At 77.2% G+C, this 14,210-nt stretch carries 11 protein-coding genes; 8 read left to right on the top strand and 3 right to left on the bottom strand.

What is annotated here, in order from left to right:
• Positions 1–62 precede the first annotated feature (62 nt).
• Entirely contained in the window at positions 63–1,583 is a 1,521-nt protein-coding gene (locus J0910_RS09530; protein ID WP_420158166.1) for an endonuclease/exonuclease/phosphatase family protein, read from the bottom strand.
• 287 nt (positions 1,584–1,870) lie between these two features.
• Between J0910_RS09530 and J0910_RS09525 the strand changes: the two genes are divergently transcribed.
• From J0910_RS09525 to J0910_RS09515, 3 genes are all read left to right on the top strand, one after another.
• Entirely contained in the window at positions 1,871–2,941 is a 1,071-nt protein-coding gene (locus J0910_RS09525; RefSeq protein WP_420158165.1) for an LLM class flavin-dependent oxidoreductase, read from the top strand.
• Positions 2,938–4,053 carry a phenylacetate--CoA ligase family protein gene (locus tag J0910_RS09520; protein WP_420158164.1) on the top strand — a complete coding sequence of 372 codons (1,116 nt, stop codon included), beginning with the start codon at positions 2,938–2,940 and terminating at the stop codon, positions 4,051–4,053. Before J0910_RS09525 ends, J0910_RS09520 begins: the two co-directional genes overlap by 4 nt.
• 829 nt (positions 4,054–4,882) lie before the next feature.
• Positions 4,883–6,559 (top strand): AMP-binding protein, encoded by a 1,677-nt coding sequence (locus J0910_RS09515; protein WP_420158163.1) that lies wholly within the window; start codon positions 4,883–4,885, stop codon positions 6,557–6,559.
• Between the two features lie 15 nt (positions 6,560–6,574).
• Here J0910_RS09515 and J0910_RS09510 read toward each other — a convergent pair whose 3' ends face one another.
• On the bottom strand, positions 6,575–7,000 hold the full coding sequence (locus J0910_RS09510) for a Zn-ribbon domain-containing OB-fold protein (RefSeq protein ID WP_420158162.1): 426 nt from the start codon (positions 6,998–7,000) through the stop codon (positions 6,575–6,577).
• A 48-nt stretch (positions 7,001–7,048) separates the two neighbouring features.
• On the bottom strand, positions 7,049–8,227 hold the full coding sequence (locus J0910_RS09505) for a thiolase C-terminal domain-containing protein (protein ID WP_420158161.1): 1,179 nt from the start codon (positions 8,225–8,227) through the stop codon (positions 7,049–7,051).
• A 235-nt stretch (positions 8,228–8,462) separates the two neighbouring features.
• Between J0910_RS09505 and J0910_RS09500 the strand changes: the two genes are divergently transcribed.
• From J0910_RS09500 to J0910_RS09480, 5 genes are all read left to right on the top strand, one after another.
• On the top strand, positions 8,463–9,074 hold the full coding sequence (locus J0910_RS09500; RefSeq protein WP_420158160.1) for a flavin reductase family protein: 612 nt from the start codon (positions 8,463–8,465) through the stop codon (positions 9,072–9,074).
• 271 nt (positions 9,075–9,345) lie between these two features.
• The gene (locus J0910_RS09495; RefSeq protein ID WP_420158159.1) at positions 9,346–10,176 is read left to right on the top strand and encodes a spermidine synthase; all 831 of its coding nucleotides are present in this window, start codon (positions 9,346–9,348) and stop codon (positions 10,174–10,176) included.
• Positions 10,177–10,954: 778 nt separating this feature from the next.
• Positions 10,955–11,914 carry a DMT family transporter gene (locus J0910_RS09490; RefSeq protein WP_420158158.1) on the top strand — a complete coding sequence of 320 codons (960 nt, stop codon included), beginning with the start codon at positions 10,955–10,957 and terminating at the stop codon, positions 11,912–11,914.
• 153 nt (positions 11,915–12,067) lie between these two features.
• On the top strand, positions 12,068–13,279 hold the full coding sequence (locus J0910_RS09485; RefSeq protein WP_420158157.1) for a sensor histidine kinase: 1,212 nt from the start codon (positions 12,068–12,070) through the stop codon (positions 13,277–13,279).
• A gap of 47 nt (positions 13,280–13,326) precedes the next feature.
• On the top strand, positions 13,327–13,995 hold the full coding sequence (locus J0910_RS09480; protein WP_420158156.1) for a response regulator: 669 nt from the start codon (positions 13,327–13,329) through the stop codon (positions 13,993–13,995).
• Positions 13,996–14,210: the final 215 nt, after the last annotated feature.

Here is a 14,210-nt window from a genome sequence, read left to right as displayed (position 1 = left end):
GGTCAGAGGGGTTCCAGGCTAGCGCTCCGCTGTGCCGCCCGCAGCCGGACGGCGGGCGGGGGTCAGCCGTCCAGCGCGAAGGCGGTCATCACCGCCGCGTGGTCGGAGGTCCACTCGTTGCCGGCGTGGTCCGGGTAGACCTGCGGGTCTCCGGCGACCAGCGCCTCGGAGCCGCGGACCTCCAGGTCCCCGGCGTAGTAGACGAAGTCGATCCGGTCCTGGGGCTCCTTCACCCCGGTGGCGCCGTCCCGGCGGGGGAACAGCGGGGACCAGGTGGTGCCGGGCTCGGCCACCGGGTCGGGGTGGGCCTCGCGGAAGGAGTCGGTCAGGCCGGCGCCGGCGGGCACCGTGGAGGCGGGCCAGGGCACGTCGGCGTAGCCGCAGTTCTTCTCCCGGTTGGCCTCGGTCCAGTCCAGGTGGGACGGCGAGTTGAAGTCCCCGAGCAGCAGCACCGGAACGTCGCCGGCGGCGGCGATGTCCTCCTCCATCGCGGCGACGGTGTCCTCGATCTGCGGGGTGCGCCCGGACTCGGCCTCGCGCTCCAGGATGCGGTCCACCGGCATGCCCGCGTCGCAGGCGTCGTAGGGGCCGTAGGGGGTGTAGCCGAGGTGGACGTTCCAGACCGCGACCTCGGACTCCTCGCCGTCCAGCGCGATCTTGACGCTGCCCGAGGCGTTGACCTCGCCGCGCTCCTCGGTGATCGGGTACTTGCTGATCACGCCGAGGCTGCCGGGGGACTGCCAGTGGTACCAGCCGAGCGCGCCGGCCAGCCGCTCGGCCGCCTCGCCCTCGGTCTCCTGCAGGCCGACGATGTCGGGGCCGCTCTCCGCGAGGTAGCGGAGCTGCTTCTCGTGGTACCCGTCGACCTGCGTGCCGGCGTGCCAGGTGTTGTAGCTCATCACGTCGAGCTCGCCGACCAGCGGCTCCTTCTCCTCGCGGACCGGGACGACGGCGGTGATCCGGTCGGTGGAGCCGTCCGCGCCGGCCGCTTCGACGACCACCTCGGCGTCGGCGCCGCCCTGGTCGGGGGTGCCGGTGACGGTGCCGTCCGCGGCCACCTCGGCCCACTCCGGGCCGGAGGCCTTGCTGAACTCCGGCTCTCCGCCGCCGGAGGCGAGCCCGCCGACGGAGGCCTGGTAGGCGTCGCCCTCGCGCCCGTTGCGCAGGGTGATCTCGTCGGCGGGGAAGGAGACCGGGCGGTCGTCGGTGACGGTGAAGTCGACCGGCTCGGCCAGCCACTCGTAGCCGTCCCGGGCCAGGAGGTAGGCGGTGTAGTCGCCGGCGCGCAGCGCGGCGGTGTCCACTTCGGCCTCCCCTTCGGCCTCGGGCGCGTAGGCCCAGGCCAGGGAGGGCTCGGTGTACTCCTCCTCGACCGGCCCCTCGCCCCGGTGGTAGACGCCGATCCAGTTGGCGCCGTGCGGGTCGGGGGTGCCGTAGCCGAACTTCGCGGCCTCGCCCTGGGCCACCGGGCCGGCCAGGGCCAGGGTGCCCGCCGGCTCGGCCTGCGCCGGGGCGGCCGCCCCGGCCAGGACGGCGGCGGCGGCCGCGGCGGCCGCCAGGGCCCGCCTCAACCTGCCTCGCATTGATTCCTCCAGTGCCGTTGCTCATCGCGGTGCGCGTCCCGCACACGCTGACGGCGCATGACGATGGCACGGCTCCCGGGGACGGAACCCCCGGTAACGGTTGGGCGAAGAAGGCGGGCCGGGCGGGCGGGAGCGGGTGTCCGGGCTGCGAGCCGGCCGGGTCCGGGTAAACATCGGCGCCCTCCCCGGCGGCGGCGCGCTCCGGATTCGTTGTCGGTCCGGTACCGCACTGATACGCTACCAAGCGTTCGCTTGGTTGCTCGTGACCGTCGAAGACCGGAGGCGCCATGCCGTCCCTACGAGTCAGCCTGGGGTACGAAGTCGAGGTCCGGGGCCGCACCCGCGAGGTCGAGCGGCGCGCCTTCGACAACGTGCTGGCCCAGGCCGAACTGGCCGACGAACTCGGCTACGAGGCCGCCTGGTTCGTGGAGCACCACTTCACCCGGGGCTTCTCGCACTCCTCCGCCCCCGACCTGATCCTCGCCGCGATCTCCCAGCGCACCCGCCGCCTCCGGCTCGGCCTGGGGGTGGTGCTGCTGCCGTTCCAGCCGCCGATCCGCACCGCGGAGCGGGTGGCCACCCTGGACGTGCTCTCCGGCGGCCGGGTCGAGTTCGGCACCGGCCGCGGCGCCTCCCCGCTGGAGTACCAGGCCTTCCAGCGCCCCTTCGAGCAGTCCCGGCGGATCTGGGAGGAATCGCTGGAGGCGGTGCTGGAGATCTGGCGGGCCGACGGCTCCCCGGTCACCATCGACAGCCCCTACTTCCAGGTGCCCGGCGTCTCGGTCTACCCCCGCCCGACCCAGGAGCCGCACCCCCCGGTGTGGGTGGCCTCCACCAGCCTGGAGGGGTACCTGGCGGCGGCGCGCCGCGGCTACAACCTGCTCGGCATGACCATGCTCAAGGGGCTGGACGACGTCGCCGAGGACATCGCCGCCTACAAGCGCACCCTGGCCGAGCACGGCTTCGACCCGGACACCCGCCGGGTCGCGCTGATGATCCCCTGGCACGTGGCGCCCACCCGGGACGAGGCGGTGCAGACCGCCTCCGACGCGGTGCTCTGGTACATCCGCCGCCAGGTCAACCTGGTCACCCCGCCGGACTACTACGACGCCCGGCACGCCACCCACCGGGTGCTCGGCCAGCTGGCCGCCGGCATGCCCCCGGAGGAGGCGCTGGAGGTACTGGGCCGGCACCGCATGGTGGTCATCGACGACGTGGCCGGCTCCCGCGCCGCGGTCGAGCGGATCCGCGAGGCGGGCGCCACCGACCTGCTGCTCCAGGCCCAGGTCGGCGGACTCGCCCACGAGCACGTCTGCAACTCGATCAAGCTCTTCAAGCAGGAGGTGGTCCCGGGATGAGCCGGGTGCCGGAACCGGCGTGGATCCGCGCCGACGCCCCCTTCCCCGCCCCGCCCGCCGGGGCCGGGGGGCCGGGGGAGGTACTGCTGGTCTCGCCGGACGCGGAGAGCGCCGTCCCGCTGACCGCGGCCGACCGCGCCGCCGCGGTGGAGGTGGGCGCCGCGGTGCTGGCCCGGGCCGGCGTCGGACCCGGCGACCGGGTGGCGGTCGCCCTCAACGGCGACGGCGAGCAGACCGGCCCCCTGGTGGCGGAGGCGGCGGCCGCCGCGGGCGCCTCCGCGGCCTCGCTGGGGCCGCGCGGGCGGATGCGGCTGCACCGGGCGCTGGAGTCGCTGGCCGCCACGGTGCTGGTCGCAACCCCGACCGGCGCGCTGGACCTGCTGGCCCGGATGCACGCGGAGTTCCTGGTGGACCCGCTCGACCTGGGGCTGCGCCGGATCCTGCTGGCCGGGGAGATCACCGGGGAGCACAGCCGCCGGCAGCTGGCGGCGGAGTTCGACGCCGAGGTGGCCGACCTGTTCGTCGACCCGCTGCTCCAGGTGCCGGTGGCCTGCCGGGACGGCTCCGGCGGCGGGCTGCACCAGCCCCGGCCGGGCCTGGTGGAGCTGGCCCCGCCGGCCAAGGACGAGGTGCTGCGGGCCCCCTACCCGGCGGGCACGGCCGAGCTGGTCACCCGGCCGCTGTGGCATTCGGCGCTGGAGGGGGCCGCGGTGCGCACCGGATTCGCCGCCGAGGCGGCCGAGGGCGCCGACCTGGTCCCGCTGCCGGGGTACACCGTGGGCGACGGGGTGCTGGTCCGGGGGCGCCGGATCTCGCTCCCCCGGCTGGAGCGGGCGCTGGCGCCGATCGACGGCATCGGCTCCTGGGAGCTGCGGGTGTCCCGCCCGGGCACCCTGGACACCGCGGCCCTGCACGTCTCCTTCATCCGGGAGTCCCTGGTGGGCAACCCGATGTGGACCAAGCGGATCGAGCAGGCCCTGCTCGCCGCCACCCCGGTCCACATCGACGTGGTCACCGGCGCCGCCGGCCCGGACCTGCCGCCCGGCCCCGCCTCCGGCTCGCTCACCGACGAGCGCGGCCACCACCTGGGCCGCGACCGCGGCGCCCTGTGACCCTCCCCGCCGCACCACGGACGCGGCCCGGCCTCCCGCGGCGCACCCGCCACCGACCGGAACGCGGGGGGCGGGGCGGCCGCCCCGCCCCGGGCACGGGCGCCGCGGAAACCCGGAGGCCGGGGGCACCGCCCCGCGGCTCCCTTCCGAGCGGCCCGCACGGCCCGCACGGGCCCCGGTCGGCGGCCCCCGGCGGGCCGCGTTCCCGGCCGATGGGGATGCACCGGGAGGGCCGAGAGGCGCCCATCCGGGCCCCTGCCTGCAGCGGGCCCTGGAGGCGTACCGGGTGCCGCCCGCCGCCTCTGCGGCCGGGTCCGGGGACCGCGCGCGACCTCCGGCCCCGACCCGGTGCGGCCCGCCCGGAAGCGCCCGACCCGGTATGCGGCGGGCACGCCGCAGCCGGCGGGGCCGCGGCCCCTGGAACCCCGCCTGCAGCAGGCCCGGAAGCCGTACCCGCAACCTTTACCGGCGAAGCGCCCGGGACCGCGCGCGGCCTCCGGCTCCGACCCGGTGCGGCCCGCTCGGAAGGCACCCGACCCGGCGGAGCTCAGGCGCCGCCGGGAACCGGCTTCGGTCCCCGGCAGGCGCCCGGTCCGGCCTCCCGCTCTCGAAGGGGTCGCCCGCGTTCCACCGGCCGGGGCGGGCGTCGCTCCCCGGGCCGCTCGGCTCCGGTGGTTCCTCTGCACCGGGCCTTCACCACGCTCCCGGTGGCCGGCGGCCGGTACCGCCCTCCGCTTCCCCTTCCCTCCCTCCCCTGCCGCCTCCTCTTCCGCCTCCTCCCCGGTTTCCCCCCTTCCGTGCGGGTCCCGGCCCGCAGAGAGGATCCGCGATGCAGCAGAGCAGCCCCCGCCCCGCCCCCGAGCCCGGGTTCGCGCCCCTGCCGCCCGGGTGGACGTCCATCCCCCGCATGCTCCGGTCCCGGGCCCGGTCCCGCCCCGAGGGTGTGCTGCTCGCCTCCGGCTCCGAGCGGACCACCGCGGCCGGCCTCGCCGAAGGGGCGCGGCGGACCGCGCGCGCGCTGATCGCCGCCGGGGTACGCCCCGGCGACCGGGTCGCCCTGCTCGGCCCGAACACCCCGCAGTGGGCGGCCGCCGCCTTCGGGGTGTGGGACGCCGGGGCGGTCCTGGTCCCGCTCTCCACCCGGTTCAAGGGCCTGGAGGCCGCCGACCTGCTGCGCCGCACCGGGGCCCGGCTGCTGCTCTGCACCGAGCACTTCCTGGACACCTCGTTCGTGCGGCTGATCGAAGGGGCCGAGGGGCCGCCCGCGGACGGGCGCCCGTTCGCCGGGCTGCCCGGCCTCGACCGGGCGGTGCTGCTCGACGCCGGACCGGGCGACCCCGCGGCGCGGCGCGCCGGGACCCGCTCCTTCGAGGAGTTCCTGGCCGGAGGCGGGCGGGTCCCCGCCGCCGCGGCCGAGGAGCGCGCGCTGGCGGTGGGCCCGGGGGACCTGGCCGAGATCCTGGCGACCTCCGGGACGACCGGGGCGCCCAAGGGCGTGATGATCCCGCACGGCCAGCTGCTCCGCGGCTACTGGGACTGGGCCGAGGTGGTGACGCTGGGCGAGGGCGACCGCTACCCGGTGATCGCGCCGTTCTCGCACGGCTTCGGGGTCAACGCGGGGCTGCTGGCGGGGGTGATGCGGGCGGCGGTGCTGCTGCCGGTGCCGGTCTTCGACCCCGGTGCGCTGCTGGACCTGATCACCGAGGAGGGGGTCGGCGTCCTCGCCGGGCCGCCCACCCTGTTCCAGGGGATCCTGGAGGGCCTGGCGGCCTCCGGCCGGACCGCGCCCTCGCTGCGGGTCGGCATCTGCGGGGCGGCCTCGGTCCCCCCGGAGCTGGTGCGCCGCCTCCTCGACGAGCGGGTGGTCCGCCGGATGGTCAACGCCTACGGGCTGATCGAGGGCACCGTGGTCTCGATGACCAGGGCGGGCGACCCGGTGGAGACCATCGCCGGGAGCGCCGGCCGCGCCATGCCCGGGGTCACCGTCGAGGTCGTCGGGGAGAGCGGGGCGCCGCTGCCGCCCGGTGAGCGCGGCGAGATCCTGGTCGGCGGGCACGGGGTGATGCTCGGCTACTGGGGCGACCCGGAGCGCACCGCCGAGGCGGTCGACGGGCGCGGCCGGCTGCGCACCGGCGACATCGGCGTCCTCGACCGGGAGGGGAACCTGTCGGTGGTGGACCGGAAGAAGGACATGTTCATCGTCGGCGGGTTCAACGCCTACCCCGCCGAGATCGAGTCCCTGCTGATGCGGCACCCCGCGGTCGCGCGGGCCGCGGTGGTCCCGGTGCCCGACCCGCGCCTGGGCGAGGTCGGCTGCGCGTTCGTCGTCCCCGCCCCCGGCTCCGGCGCCTCCCCGGCCGAGATCGCCTCCTGGGCCGAGCGGAACATGTCCAACTACAAGGTCCCCCGCCGGGTGGTGCTGGCCGACTCGCTGCCCGCCAACGCCAACGGCAAGATCGACAAGGTGCGCCTGCGCCGCCTGGCCGAGGGGGACCCGGCCGGGTGACCCGGGGGCGCGCCGTCAGCGCGGTGCCGCCGCCGGGCGCCAGTCCACCAGGGTCAGGCCGGGCTCCGCGTCGGTGAAGACCGCCTCGACCGGCAGGCCGGCGGCGAGCACCTCGGGGCCGGCGCCGGCGAGCCGGCCCCAGCAGTGCAGCCCCGGGCCGTCGTCCAGGGCGACGCGGAGCACCGTGTAGGGCGTCTCGGCGGCGAACGCGGGGTGGAACGGCCGGTGGGTGACGGTCCAGGCGGCGACCCGCCCGGTCCCGGCGGAGTCCCGCCACTCCCACGACCGCGAGCGGCAGGCCGGGCAGAACTCCCGCGCGGGGAAGCGGAGCAGCCCGCAGCCGGTGCAGCCCTGCACCGTGAGCCGGTGCCCGCGCACCAGCTCCCACCAGCCAGCGGAGTCCCGGTCCGCGCCGGGCCGGGGGCGTGCCGGTTCGGTCATGGCCTCTCCTCTCTCCTACCGCCGGGGGCGGCCCGCGCGCTCCGCCGTTCAGCGGGCGGCCGTCAGCAGCAGCGCCGAGGTCCCGGCCAGCACGTACCCCGGCTGCGCGGTGGAGAGCGCGACCTCCGCCCCGGGGACCTGGCGCCCGCCCGCCTCGCCGCGCAGCTGCTGGACCGCCTCGGCCGCGTGGTTGATGCCGTGCACGTACCCCTCGGAGAGGAAGCCGCCGTGCGTGTTGACCGGGAGCTCCCCTCCGGTCCGCAGCGCGCCGGAGGCCGCGTACGGGCCGCCCTCGCCCTTGGCGCAGAACCCGTAGTCCTCCAGCTGCACCAGGACGGTCCAGGTGAAGCAGTCGTAGAGCTCGGCGACGTCGACGTCGGCCGGGCCGAGGCCGGCCATCGCGTACAGCCGCGGCGCCAGCCGGGCGGCGGCCGAGGTGGTCGTGTCCGCGCCGATCCCGCCGGCCCCCGCCCCCGAGTAGGAGGAGTGCCCTCCGCCCCAGGCCGCACCGGTGATGTTCACCGGGGGCCGGCGCAGGTCCCGGGCGCGCTCGGCGGAGGTCAGCACCAGGGCGCAGGCGCCGTCGGTCTCCAGGCAGCAGTCCAGCAGCCGGAACGGCTCGGCGATCCACCGGGAGGCCAGGTAGTCCTCCATGGTGATCGGGTCCCGCTTGAGCGCGCGCGGGTTGCCGGCCGCCTTCTCCCGCTGGCCGACGGCGACCGCGCCGAGGTGCTCGTGGGAGGTGCCGTAGGCCAGCATGTGCGCGCGGGCCAGCAGCGCGTAGTGCTGCACCGGCGCGAGCAGCCCGTAGGGCGCCTGGTACTGCAGGTCGAAGGCGCCCGCCGGGGGCCGGCCCTGGCCGCCCATCCGGAACTCCGACCGGGCGTTGATCGCGCGGTAGCAGACGACGGTCTCGGCGACGCCGGCGGCGATGGCCATGGCGGCCTGGCCGAGCACCGCGTGCGAGACGCTGCCGCCGCCGAACTGGTCCAGGTACCAGCCCTGGTCCTCGATGCCGAGGGCGGGCGCCACCACCCAGGGCGGGCTGGAGTCGCCGACCCGGTGGGTGGCGATCCCGTCGACGTCCTCGGGGGCCAGCCCGGCGTCGTCCAGCGCCGCGAGGATCGCCTCGCAGGCCAGCGTGGTGGTGCTGACCCCGGAGTCCTTGCTGAAGGGGGTGTATCCGACGCCGGCCACGGCCGCCGCGTCCCGCAGGGGTGCGCCCACCGCCTCGGCCTCCTTCCCCGTGCCCGGGGCCGCGCCCGTCCCGCTCGGCGCGGGCGCGGCCCGGGTTCCGATCGACCCGCACCGACCCAATACCAAGCAACTGCTTGGTGTCAAGAGACCGCCCCCGTGACGGGGCGCGGAAAAGCGGGTACAGTGATGAACCAAGCAAGCGCTTGGGTCAAGCGGCCGCCGCCGCTCCGGACGAACTCGGCCCCGCACAGGAAGGGCGACGCCCATGTCTGCCGGCAACCCCGGATGCGCGAACCGCACCATCGTCGAGGCCCCGCCCCCCGGGGCGGCCCCGCAGCACCGCGCCAACGGCTCCGCCGCGCCCCGCGGCCCCGCCCCGGACCGCCCTCCGGTCGATGGGCACCGGTTCCGCGACGCGCTGGGCCGCTTCCCCACCGGCGTCGTCGCCATCACCTGCCGCGACCCGGAGTCCGGCCGCCCCGCGGGCCTGGCCGCCAACTCCTTCACCTCGGTCTCGCTGGACCCGCCGCTGGTCGGCTTCTGCGTCGCCCACACCAGCACCAGCTGGCCCGCGCTCCGCCGGGCGGACCGGCTCGCCGTCAGCATCCTCGGCGCCGACCAGGAGGAGGCCTGCCGCCGACTGGCCTCGAAGGGCGGCGACAAGTTCGCCGGCCTCTGCCACTTCCCCTCCCCCTCCGGGGCCCCCGTCCTGGACGGCGCGCCGGCCTGGCTCGAGTGCTCCGTCGAGGCCGAGCACCCCGCCGGCGACCACCTGATCGTCGTCGCCCGCGTGCACCACCTGGACACCGGCAGGGCGGCCGGCGGCGGCCCGCTCGTCTTCTACCGGGGCGGGTACGGCGACCTGCCCTGGGGGTGACGCCCGCGCACCCCGCCGGCCGCGCCCTCGCCGGACCGGGAGCGCCCCTCCCCGATGATCTTGGAGTTGCGGGGGCATCAGGGCGCTCCGGTACCCCCGCAACGCCAAGATCATCGTCCCGGCTCCCGGTCCGACCAGGGCCGCGCCGGCCGTACCTTTGGTTGCGGACCGGGGAGGCGCCCCGGCCGGGCGGATCATCGCGGGAGAGGGCGGGGCGGCGGGTTCTCCGGCGCCGGCGGCCCTTCTCCCGCCGACGGCGCAGGGGGCGGGCATGGGAGCCGAGACGGCAGCGGACGGGCCGCGGACGGAGCTGCTGCGGGACGCCGACCGGGCGGACTCCTGGCTGCTGGTGGTGGACGGGACGCCGCAGTCGCACGTCGACCTGGCGGACCCGACGCACCTGGACTTCGAGTACGTGCGCCGGCTCGGGCACGTCGCCGACCTCGCGGCGCCGGCCGGGCGGCCGATCGACGCGTTCCACCTCGGCGCGGGCGCGCTGACCCTGGCCCGCTACATCGCCGCGACCCGGCCGGGATCGCGGCAGCGGGCCGTGGACATCGACGCCGGCCTGGTCGAGCTGGTCCGCCGGGAGCTCCCGCTGGACCGGCGGGCCGGGATCCGGGTCGGCATCGGCGACGCCCGGACCTGGCTGGCCGAGCGCCGGGACGGCACCGCCGACCTGGTCGTGTGCGACGTGTTCGCGGGTGCGCGCACCCCGGCCGCGCTGACCACCGCCGAGTTCCACGCCGACGCGGCGCGCGTGCTCCGCCCCGGCGGCGTGCTCGCGGTCAACGTCGCCGACGGCGGGCGCCTGGCGCACACCAGGGCGCAGCTGGCCACCGCCGCCACCGCCTTCGCGCACACCGCGCTGATCGCCGAGCCCTCCGTGCTGCGCGGGCGCCGGTTCGGCAACCTCGTCCTGGCCGCCTCGGACCGCCCGCTGCCCGTCGACGAGCTGGGCCGCCGCGCCCACCGCGACCCGGACATGGCCCGGCTCGTCTGCGGCCCGGACCTGGAGCGGTTCGCCTCGGGGGCCGCACCGGTCCGCGACGGCGCCGCCGAGGACTCCCCCGCCCCGCCCGAGGGCGCCTTCACCCGCTGAGAACCTGCCGGGTATGCGGGCGCCTCGCGCGGCCCGCCCCGCGAGGCGCCCGCTCCGCCCCGGCACGCCCCTCCCTCCCGCGTTGGTCCTGGCGTTGCGGCTCTGGCAGGGCCGCAACGCCGAGACCGGCGGGGAAGCGGGACGGCGCGAGGGCGAAGGGCCCGGGCGGCCGGCCGCGCACCCGACGGTCGTGGAGAGCCCCGACCGGCAGCGCCGGGACACGGGGCACCGCACGGCGGAGGGCCGCCGCCCGCGCATCGGCGCCGCTGGGGCGCAGGACCCCTTTCCCCGGCCGCGGCGCCGGGTCCCGCACCTGCGCGGCCGGCCCGCGATGCGGCCGAGCGGTCCCTCGGCGACGGCCGGCCCGCGGATCGGCTCGTCCGGATCTCGGGAGCGGATCGGGGCCGCAGGGCCCCGGGCGGGTTCGCGGGCGCCGACCCGCTCCCCGGCCCGGGCGGTGCCGCCCGAGGCACCGCGGCCTCCTCGGCCGACCGGTCCGGGGCCGGTGGTCCACCGTTGGGGAGCCGGGGTCGCCCTGTCATCCGACGGGTCCGCGCGGTAGCGTGTCCCGGACACGTCCCGCCCGGTCGGGCGGGCGGTGGGCGCGGAAGAGTGCGAGGAAGCGATGGAGCACGAGTCACGGCTTTTCGTGACGCCCCCTCCGGTCGGCTGACCGGGGCGCCGGGTCCTCCCCCCGCGGTGAGCCGCGGAGGGCTCCTCAAGTGATCGCGGACGCCCCTCGACGACCCCTTGTCCCGTCGACGGAGGAGTCCTCTTCGTGTCGTCTTCCCTTCCCGCGGCGCAGGCCGCGGCCCCCTTCCGCGCGCCGTCCCAGCGCGGGTTCGCGCTGCTGCTGCTCGCCGGGGTGCTCTGGGGCACCGGCGGGCCCGCCGGGCACCTGCTGCAGGCCCAGGGGGTCGCCCCGATGGCCGCGGCGACCTACCGGCTGCTCCTGGCCGGCCTGCTCATCTCCGCCTTCCTCCTGGCCACCGGGGAGCTGGGGCGGATTCCGCGCTCCCGGCCGCTGCTCCGGCGGCTGGCGGTCAACGGCGCCCTGCACGCGGTGTTCCAGATGCTCTACTTCGGCTCGCTCGCGCTGATCCCGGTGGGCCTGGCCACGCTGGTCAAGATCGGCAGCGTGCCGGTCTTCGTCGCGGCGGGCGTGTGCGCGCTGTCCCGGAGCCGGCCCGGCGCGCGGCTGGCCGTGCCGGTGCTGCTGGCCGTCGCGGGCCTGGCGCTGCTCGCCGGGTTCCCCGGGACCGGCGGCTCCCCCGCCCGGCTGGCCGGCGGCCTGGCCTGCGCGCTCGGCGCCGGGCTGGCCTTCTCCGCGATGACCCTGGTCAACCGGAGGCCGGTGGAGGGCCTGTCGCCGCTGGCCAACGCCGGGCTGGGCATGCTCATCGGCGCGGTGCTGCTGCTCCCCGCCGGGGCCGCGACCGGCCTCGCGGTGCCGGTGCGGGCCGACACCCTGGCCCTGCTCGCCTTCCTCGGCACGGTGCCCACCGTGCTGGCCTACCTGGCCTACTTCGCCGGGCTGCGGACCGCCTCCGACACCGGGGCGGCCGTCGGCACGCTGGCCGAGCCGCTGACCGCGGCGCTGCTGTCGGTGGCCTTCCTCGGCGAGGCGATGACGCCGCTGGGCGCGGCCGGGGCGGTGCTGCTGCTCGCCTCGATGGGGGCCGAACCGCTCGCCCGCGCGGTCGGCGAGCGCCGCCGGCGCCGGCCCGGAGCCCCGTAGCCCGGCGGCCGGGGCCCCGGGGACGGCCGCCCCGTCCCGGGGCGCGGGCCCGGCCGGGGCCGGGGCGTACTCCCGGCGGAGTACGCCCCGGCCCGGGGAACCTCCCCCTGGGGGACCCCCGACCGGGGCGGGGGCGCGTAACGTCGAACCGCGATGATCCGCCTGCCTCCCCGTCCGTCCCGGACCGACGTCCTGATCGCCGCCGTGATCGCGGCGGCCGTCGCTCTGCCCACGGTCGCCCTGGACCTGTGGCACACCCCGCAGTTCGAGCGGTCCCTGAGCGACCTCGGATTCCTCGGCTACGCGCTGATCCTGCTCGGCACCGTGCCGCTGCTCTGGGTGCGCACCGCCCCGGTGCCGACCGGCCTGGTCGTGGTCCCCTCCGCCACGGTCTACTACCCGCTCGGCTTCCCCGACGGCCCGCTGATGCTCTGCGCCGCGCTCGCGCTGTTCGTCCCGGTCGCGCAGGGCATGCGGTGGCAGGGCTGGACGCTGGGGATCGCGCAGTGGCTCACCGTCTACGCCTGGGAGTTCACCGACGAGGGCGCGTTCCGCATCGGCCAGGCGTTCGGCGTCCTCGCCTGGGTGCTGGTCGTACTGATCTCCGCCGAGCTGGTGCGCTGGCGCCGCGACTATCTCTACGTGCAGGAGCAGCGCCGGGCCGACGCCGCGCGCAGCCGGGAGGAGGAGATCCTGCGCCGCGCCGCCGACGAGCGGCTGCGGCTGGCCCGCGAGGTGCACGACACCGTGGCGCACAGCATCTCGCTGATCAACGTGCAGGCGGGCACGGCGCTCTACCTGATCGAATCCGAGCCGGAGCGCGCCGCCGAGGCGCTCGCCACCATCAAGCGGACCAGCAAGTCGGCCCTGCAGGAGCTGCGCGCCACGCTGGACGTGCTGCGGGCCGTCGATGAGAAGGCGCCCCGCAGCCCCGCCCCCGCGCTGGACGGCCTGGCGGCGCTGGCCGAGGAGACCCGCACCGCCGGGCTGGAGGTGTCGGTGCAGGCCACCGGGGAGCGGCGGCTGCCGCCCAACGTCGAGGCGACCGGCTACCGGATCGTCCAGGAGGCGCTGACCAACGCGGTCCGGCACAGCGGGGCGGCGCACGCCCGGGTCGGCCTGGTCTTCGGCGAGCGGTGGCTGGAGATCTCGGTCTCCGACGACGGCGGCGGCGCGCCGGACGGGGTCCGCCCCGGAAACGGCATCACCGGGATGCGCGAGCGCGCCGCGCTGCTGGGCGGGGACTTCTCCGCCGGGCCGCGGCCGGGCGGCCGGGGCTTCGAGGTCCGGGCGCGGCTCCCGCACTTCCCGGCCGGCGGCGGTTCCCCCCGCCCCGGCGATGCCGGACGCGATGTTGCCGGATGATGGGTGGGGCCGGGTGAGGAGCGCTCGACCACAGTGAGGGGCGAGGATTGATCAGAGTACTGCTGGCCGACGACCAGTCGCTGGTCCGGGCGGGGTTCCGGGCCCTGCTGAACAGCGCCCCCGACATCGAGGTGGTGGCCGAGGCCGCCGACGGTGCCGAAGCGGTCCGGCTGACCGCCTCGGCCCGCCCCGACGTCGTCCTGATGGACATCCGGATGCCCGGCACCGACGGGCTCGCCGCCAGCGGGCGGATCCTCGCCGAGTCCGGCCCGGACGGCCCCCGGATCATCATCCTCACCACCTTCGACCTGGACGAGTACATCTTCGAGGCGCTGCGCATGGGCGCCAGCGGGTTCCTGGTCAAGGACACCGAGCCGGAGGACCTGCTGCAGGCGGTCCGGGTGGTCGCCGAAGGGGACGCGCTGCTCTCGCCCGGCGTCACCCGCAGGCTGATCTCCGACTACGCCCGGCGGGCGCCGCGCGCCGCCGCGCCGGCCGCCTCCCTGGACGGGCTGACCGAGCGGGAGCGCGAGGTGCTCGCGCTGGTCGGCGCGGGGCTGTCCAACGACGAGATCGCCGGGCGGCTGGTGGTCAGCCCCGCCACGGCCAAGACCCACGTCAGCCGGATCATGGTGAAGCTGCGCATGCGCGACCGCGCCCAGCTGGTGGTCCTCGCCTACGAGTCGTCGCTGGTGACCCCCGGCTGGCTGGACTGACCCGGGGGCGGGCCGGGGCGCCGCCGCGCCCCCGCTCCCCGGCCGGGCGTCCGGGGCCTCCCCGGGGTCCGGGCGGCCGCCCCCGGGGAGGCGTCGGGGTTCCCCCCTACCCCCGGGGGCGTAGCCGGAGCGGGTTCCGCACCCCCGGTGCGGTAGGGAGATTGCCTTCCCCCGGGCGATGCCCGGAGGGCGGGTCGGGCAGGAGCATCGGAGCG

This window comes from Nocardiopsis oceanisediminis (assembly GCF_048595525.1).
GTDB lineage: Bacteria > Actinomycetota > Actinomycetes > Streptosporangiales > Streptosporangiaceae > Nocardiopsis_A > Nocardiopsis_A oceanisediminis.
Note: the sequence above shows the minus strand (reverse complement) of the source record. Positions and strands in the feature narration are given on the sequence as shown.

Excerpts from the sequence above, each read along its gene's own strand:
- J0910_RS09530 (WP_420158166.1), bottom strand. The coding sequence starts at position 1,583 with ATGCGAGGCAGGTTGAGGCGGGCCCTGGCGGCCGCCGCGGCCGCCGCC.
- J0910_RS09525 (WP_420158165.1), top strand. The coding sequence starts at position 1,871 with ATGCCGTCCCTACGAGTCAGCCTGGGGTACGAAGTCGAGGTCCGGGGC.
- J0910_RS09520 (WP_420158164.1), top strand. The coding sequence starts at position 2,938 with ATGAGCCGGGTGCCGGAACCGGCGTGGATCCGCGCCGACGCCCCCTTC.
- J0910_RS09515 (WP_420158163.1), top strand. The coding sequence starts at position 4,883 with ATGCAGCAGAGCAGCCCCCGCCCCGCCCCCGAGCCCGGGTTCGCGCCC.
- J0910_RS09510 (WP_420158162.1), bottom strand. The coding sequence starts at position 7,000 with ATGACCGAACCGGCACGCCCCCGGCCCGGCGCGGACCGGGACTCCGCT.
- J0910_RS09500 (WP_420158160.1), top strand. The coding sequence starts at position 8,463 with ATGTCTGCCGGCAACCCCGGATGCGCGAACCGCACCATCGTCGAGGCC.
- J0910_RS09495 (WP_420158159.1), top strand. The coding sequence starts at position 9,346 with ATGGGAGCCGAGACGGCAGCGGACGGGCCGCGGACGGAGCTGCTGCGG.
- J0910_RS09485 (WP_420158157.1), top strand. The coding sequence starts at position 12,068 with ATGATCCGCCTGCCTCCCCGTCCGTCCCGGACCGACGTCCTGATCGCC.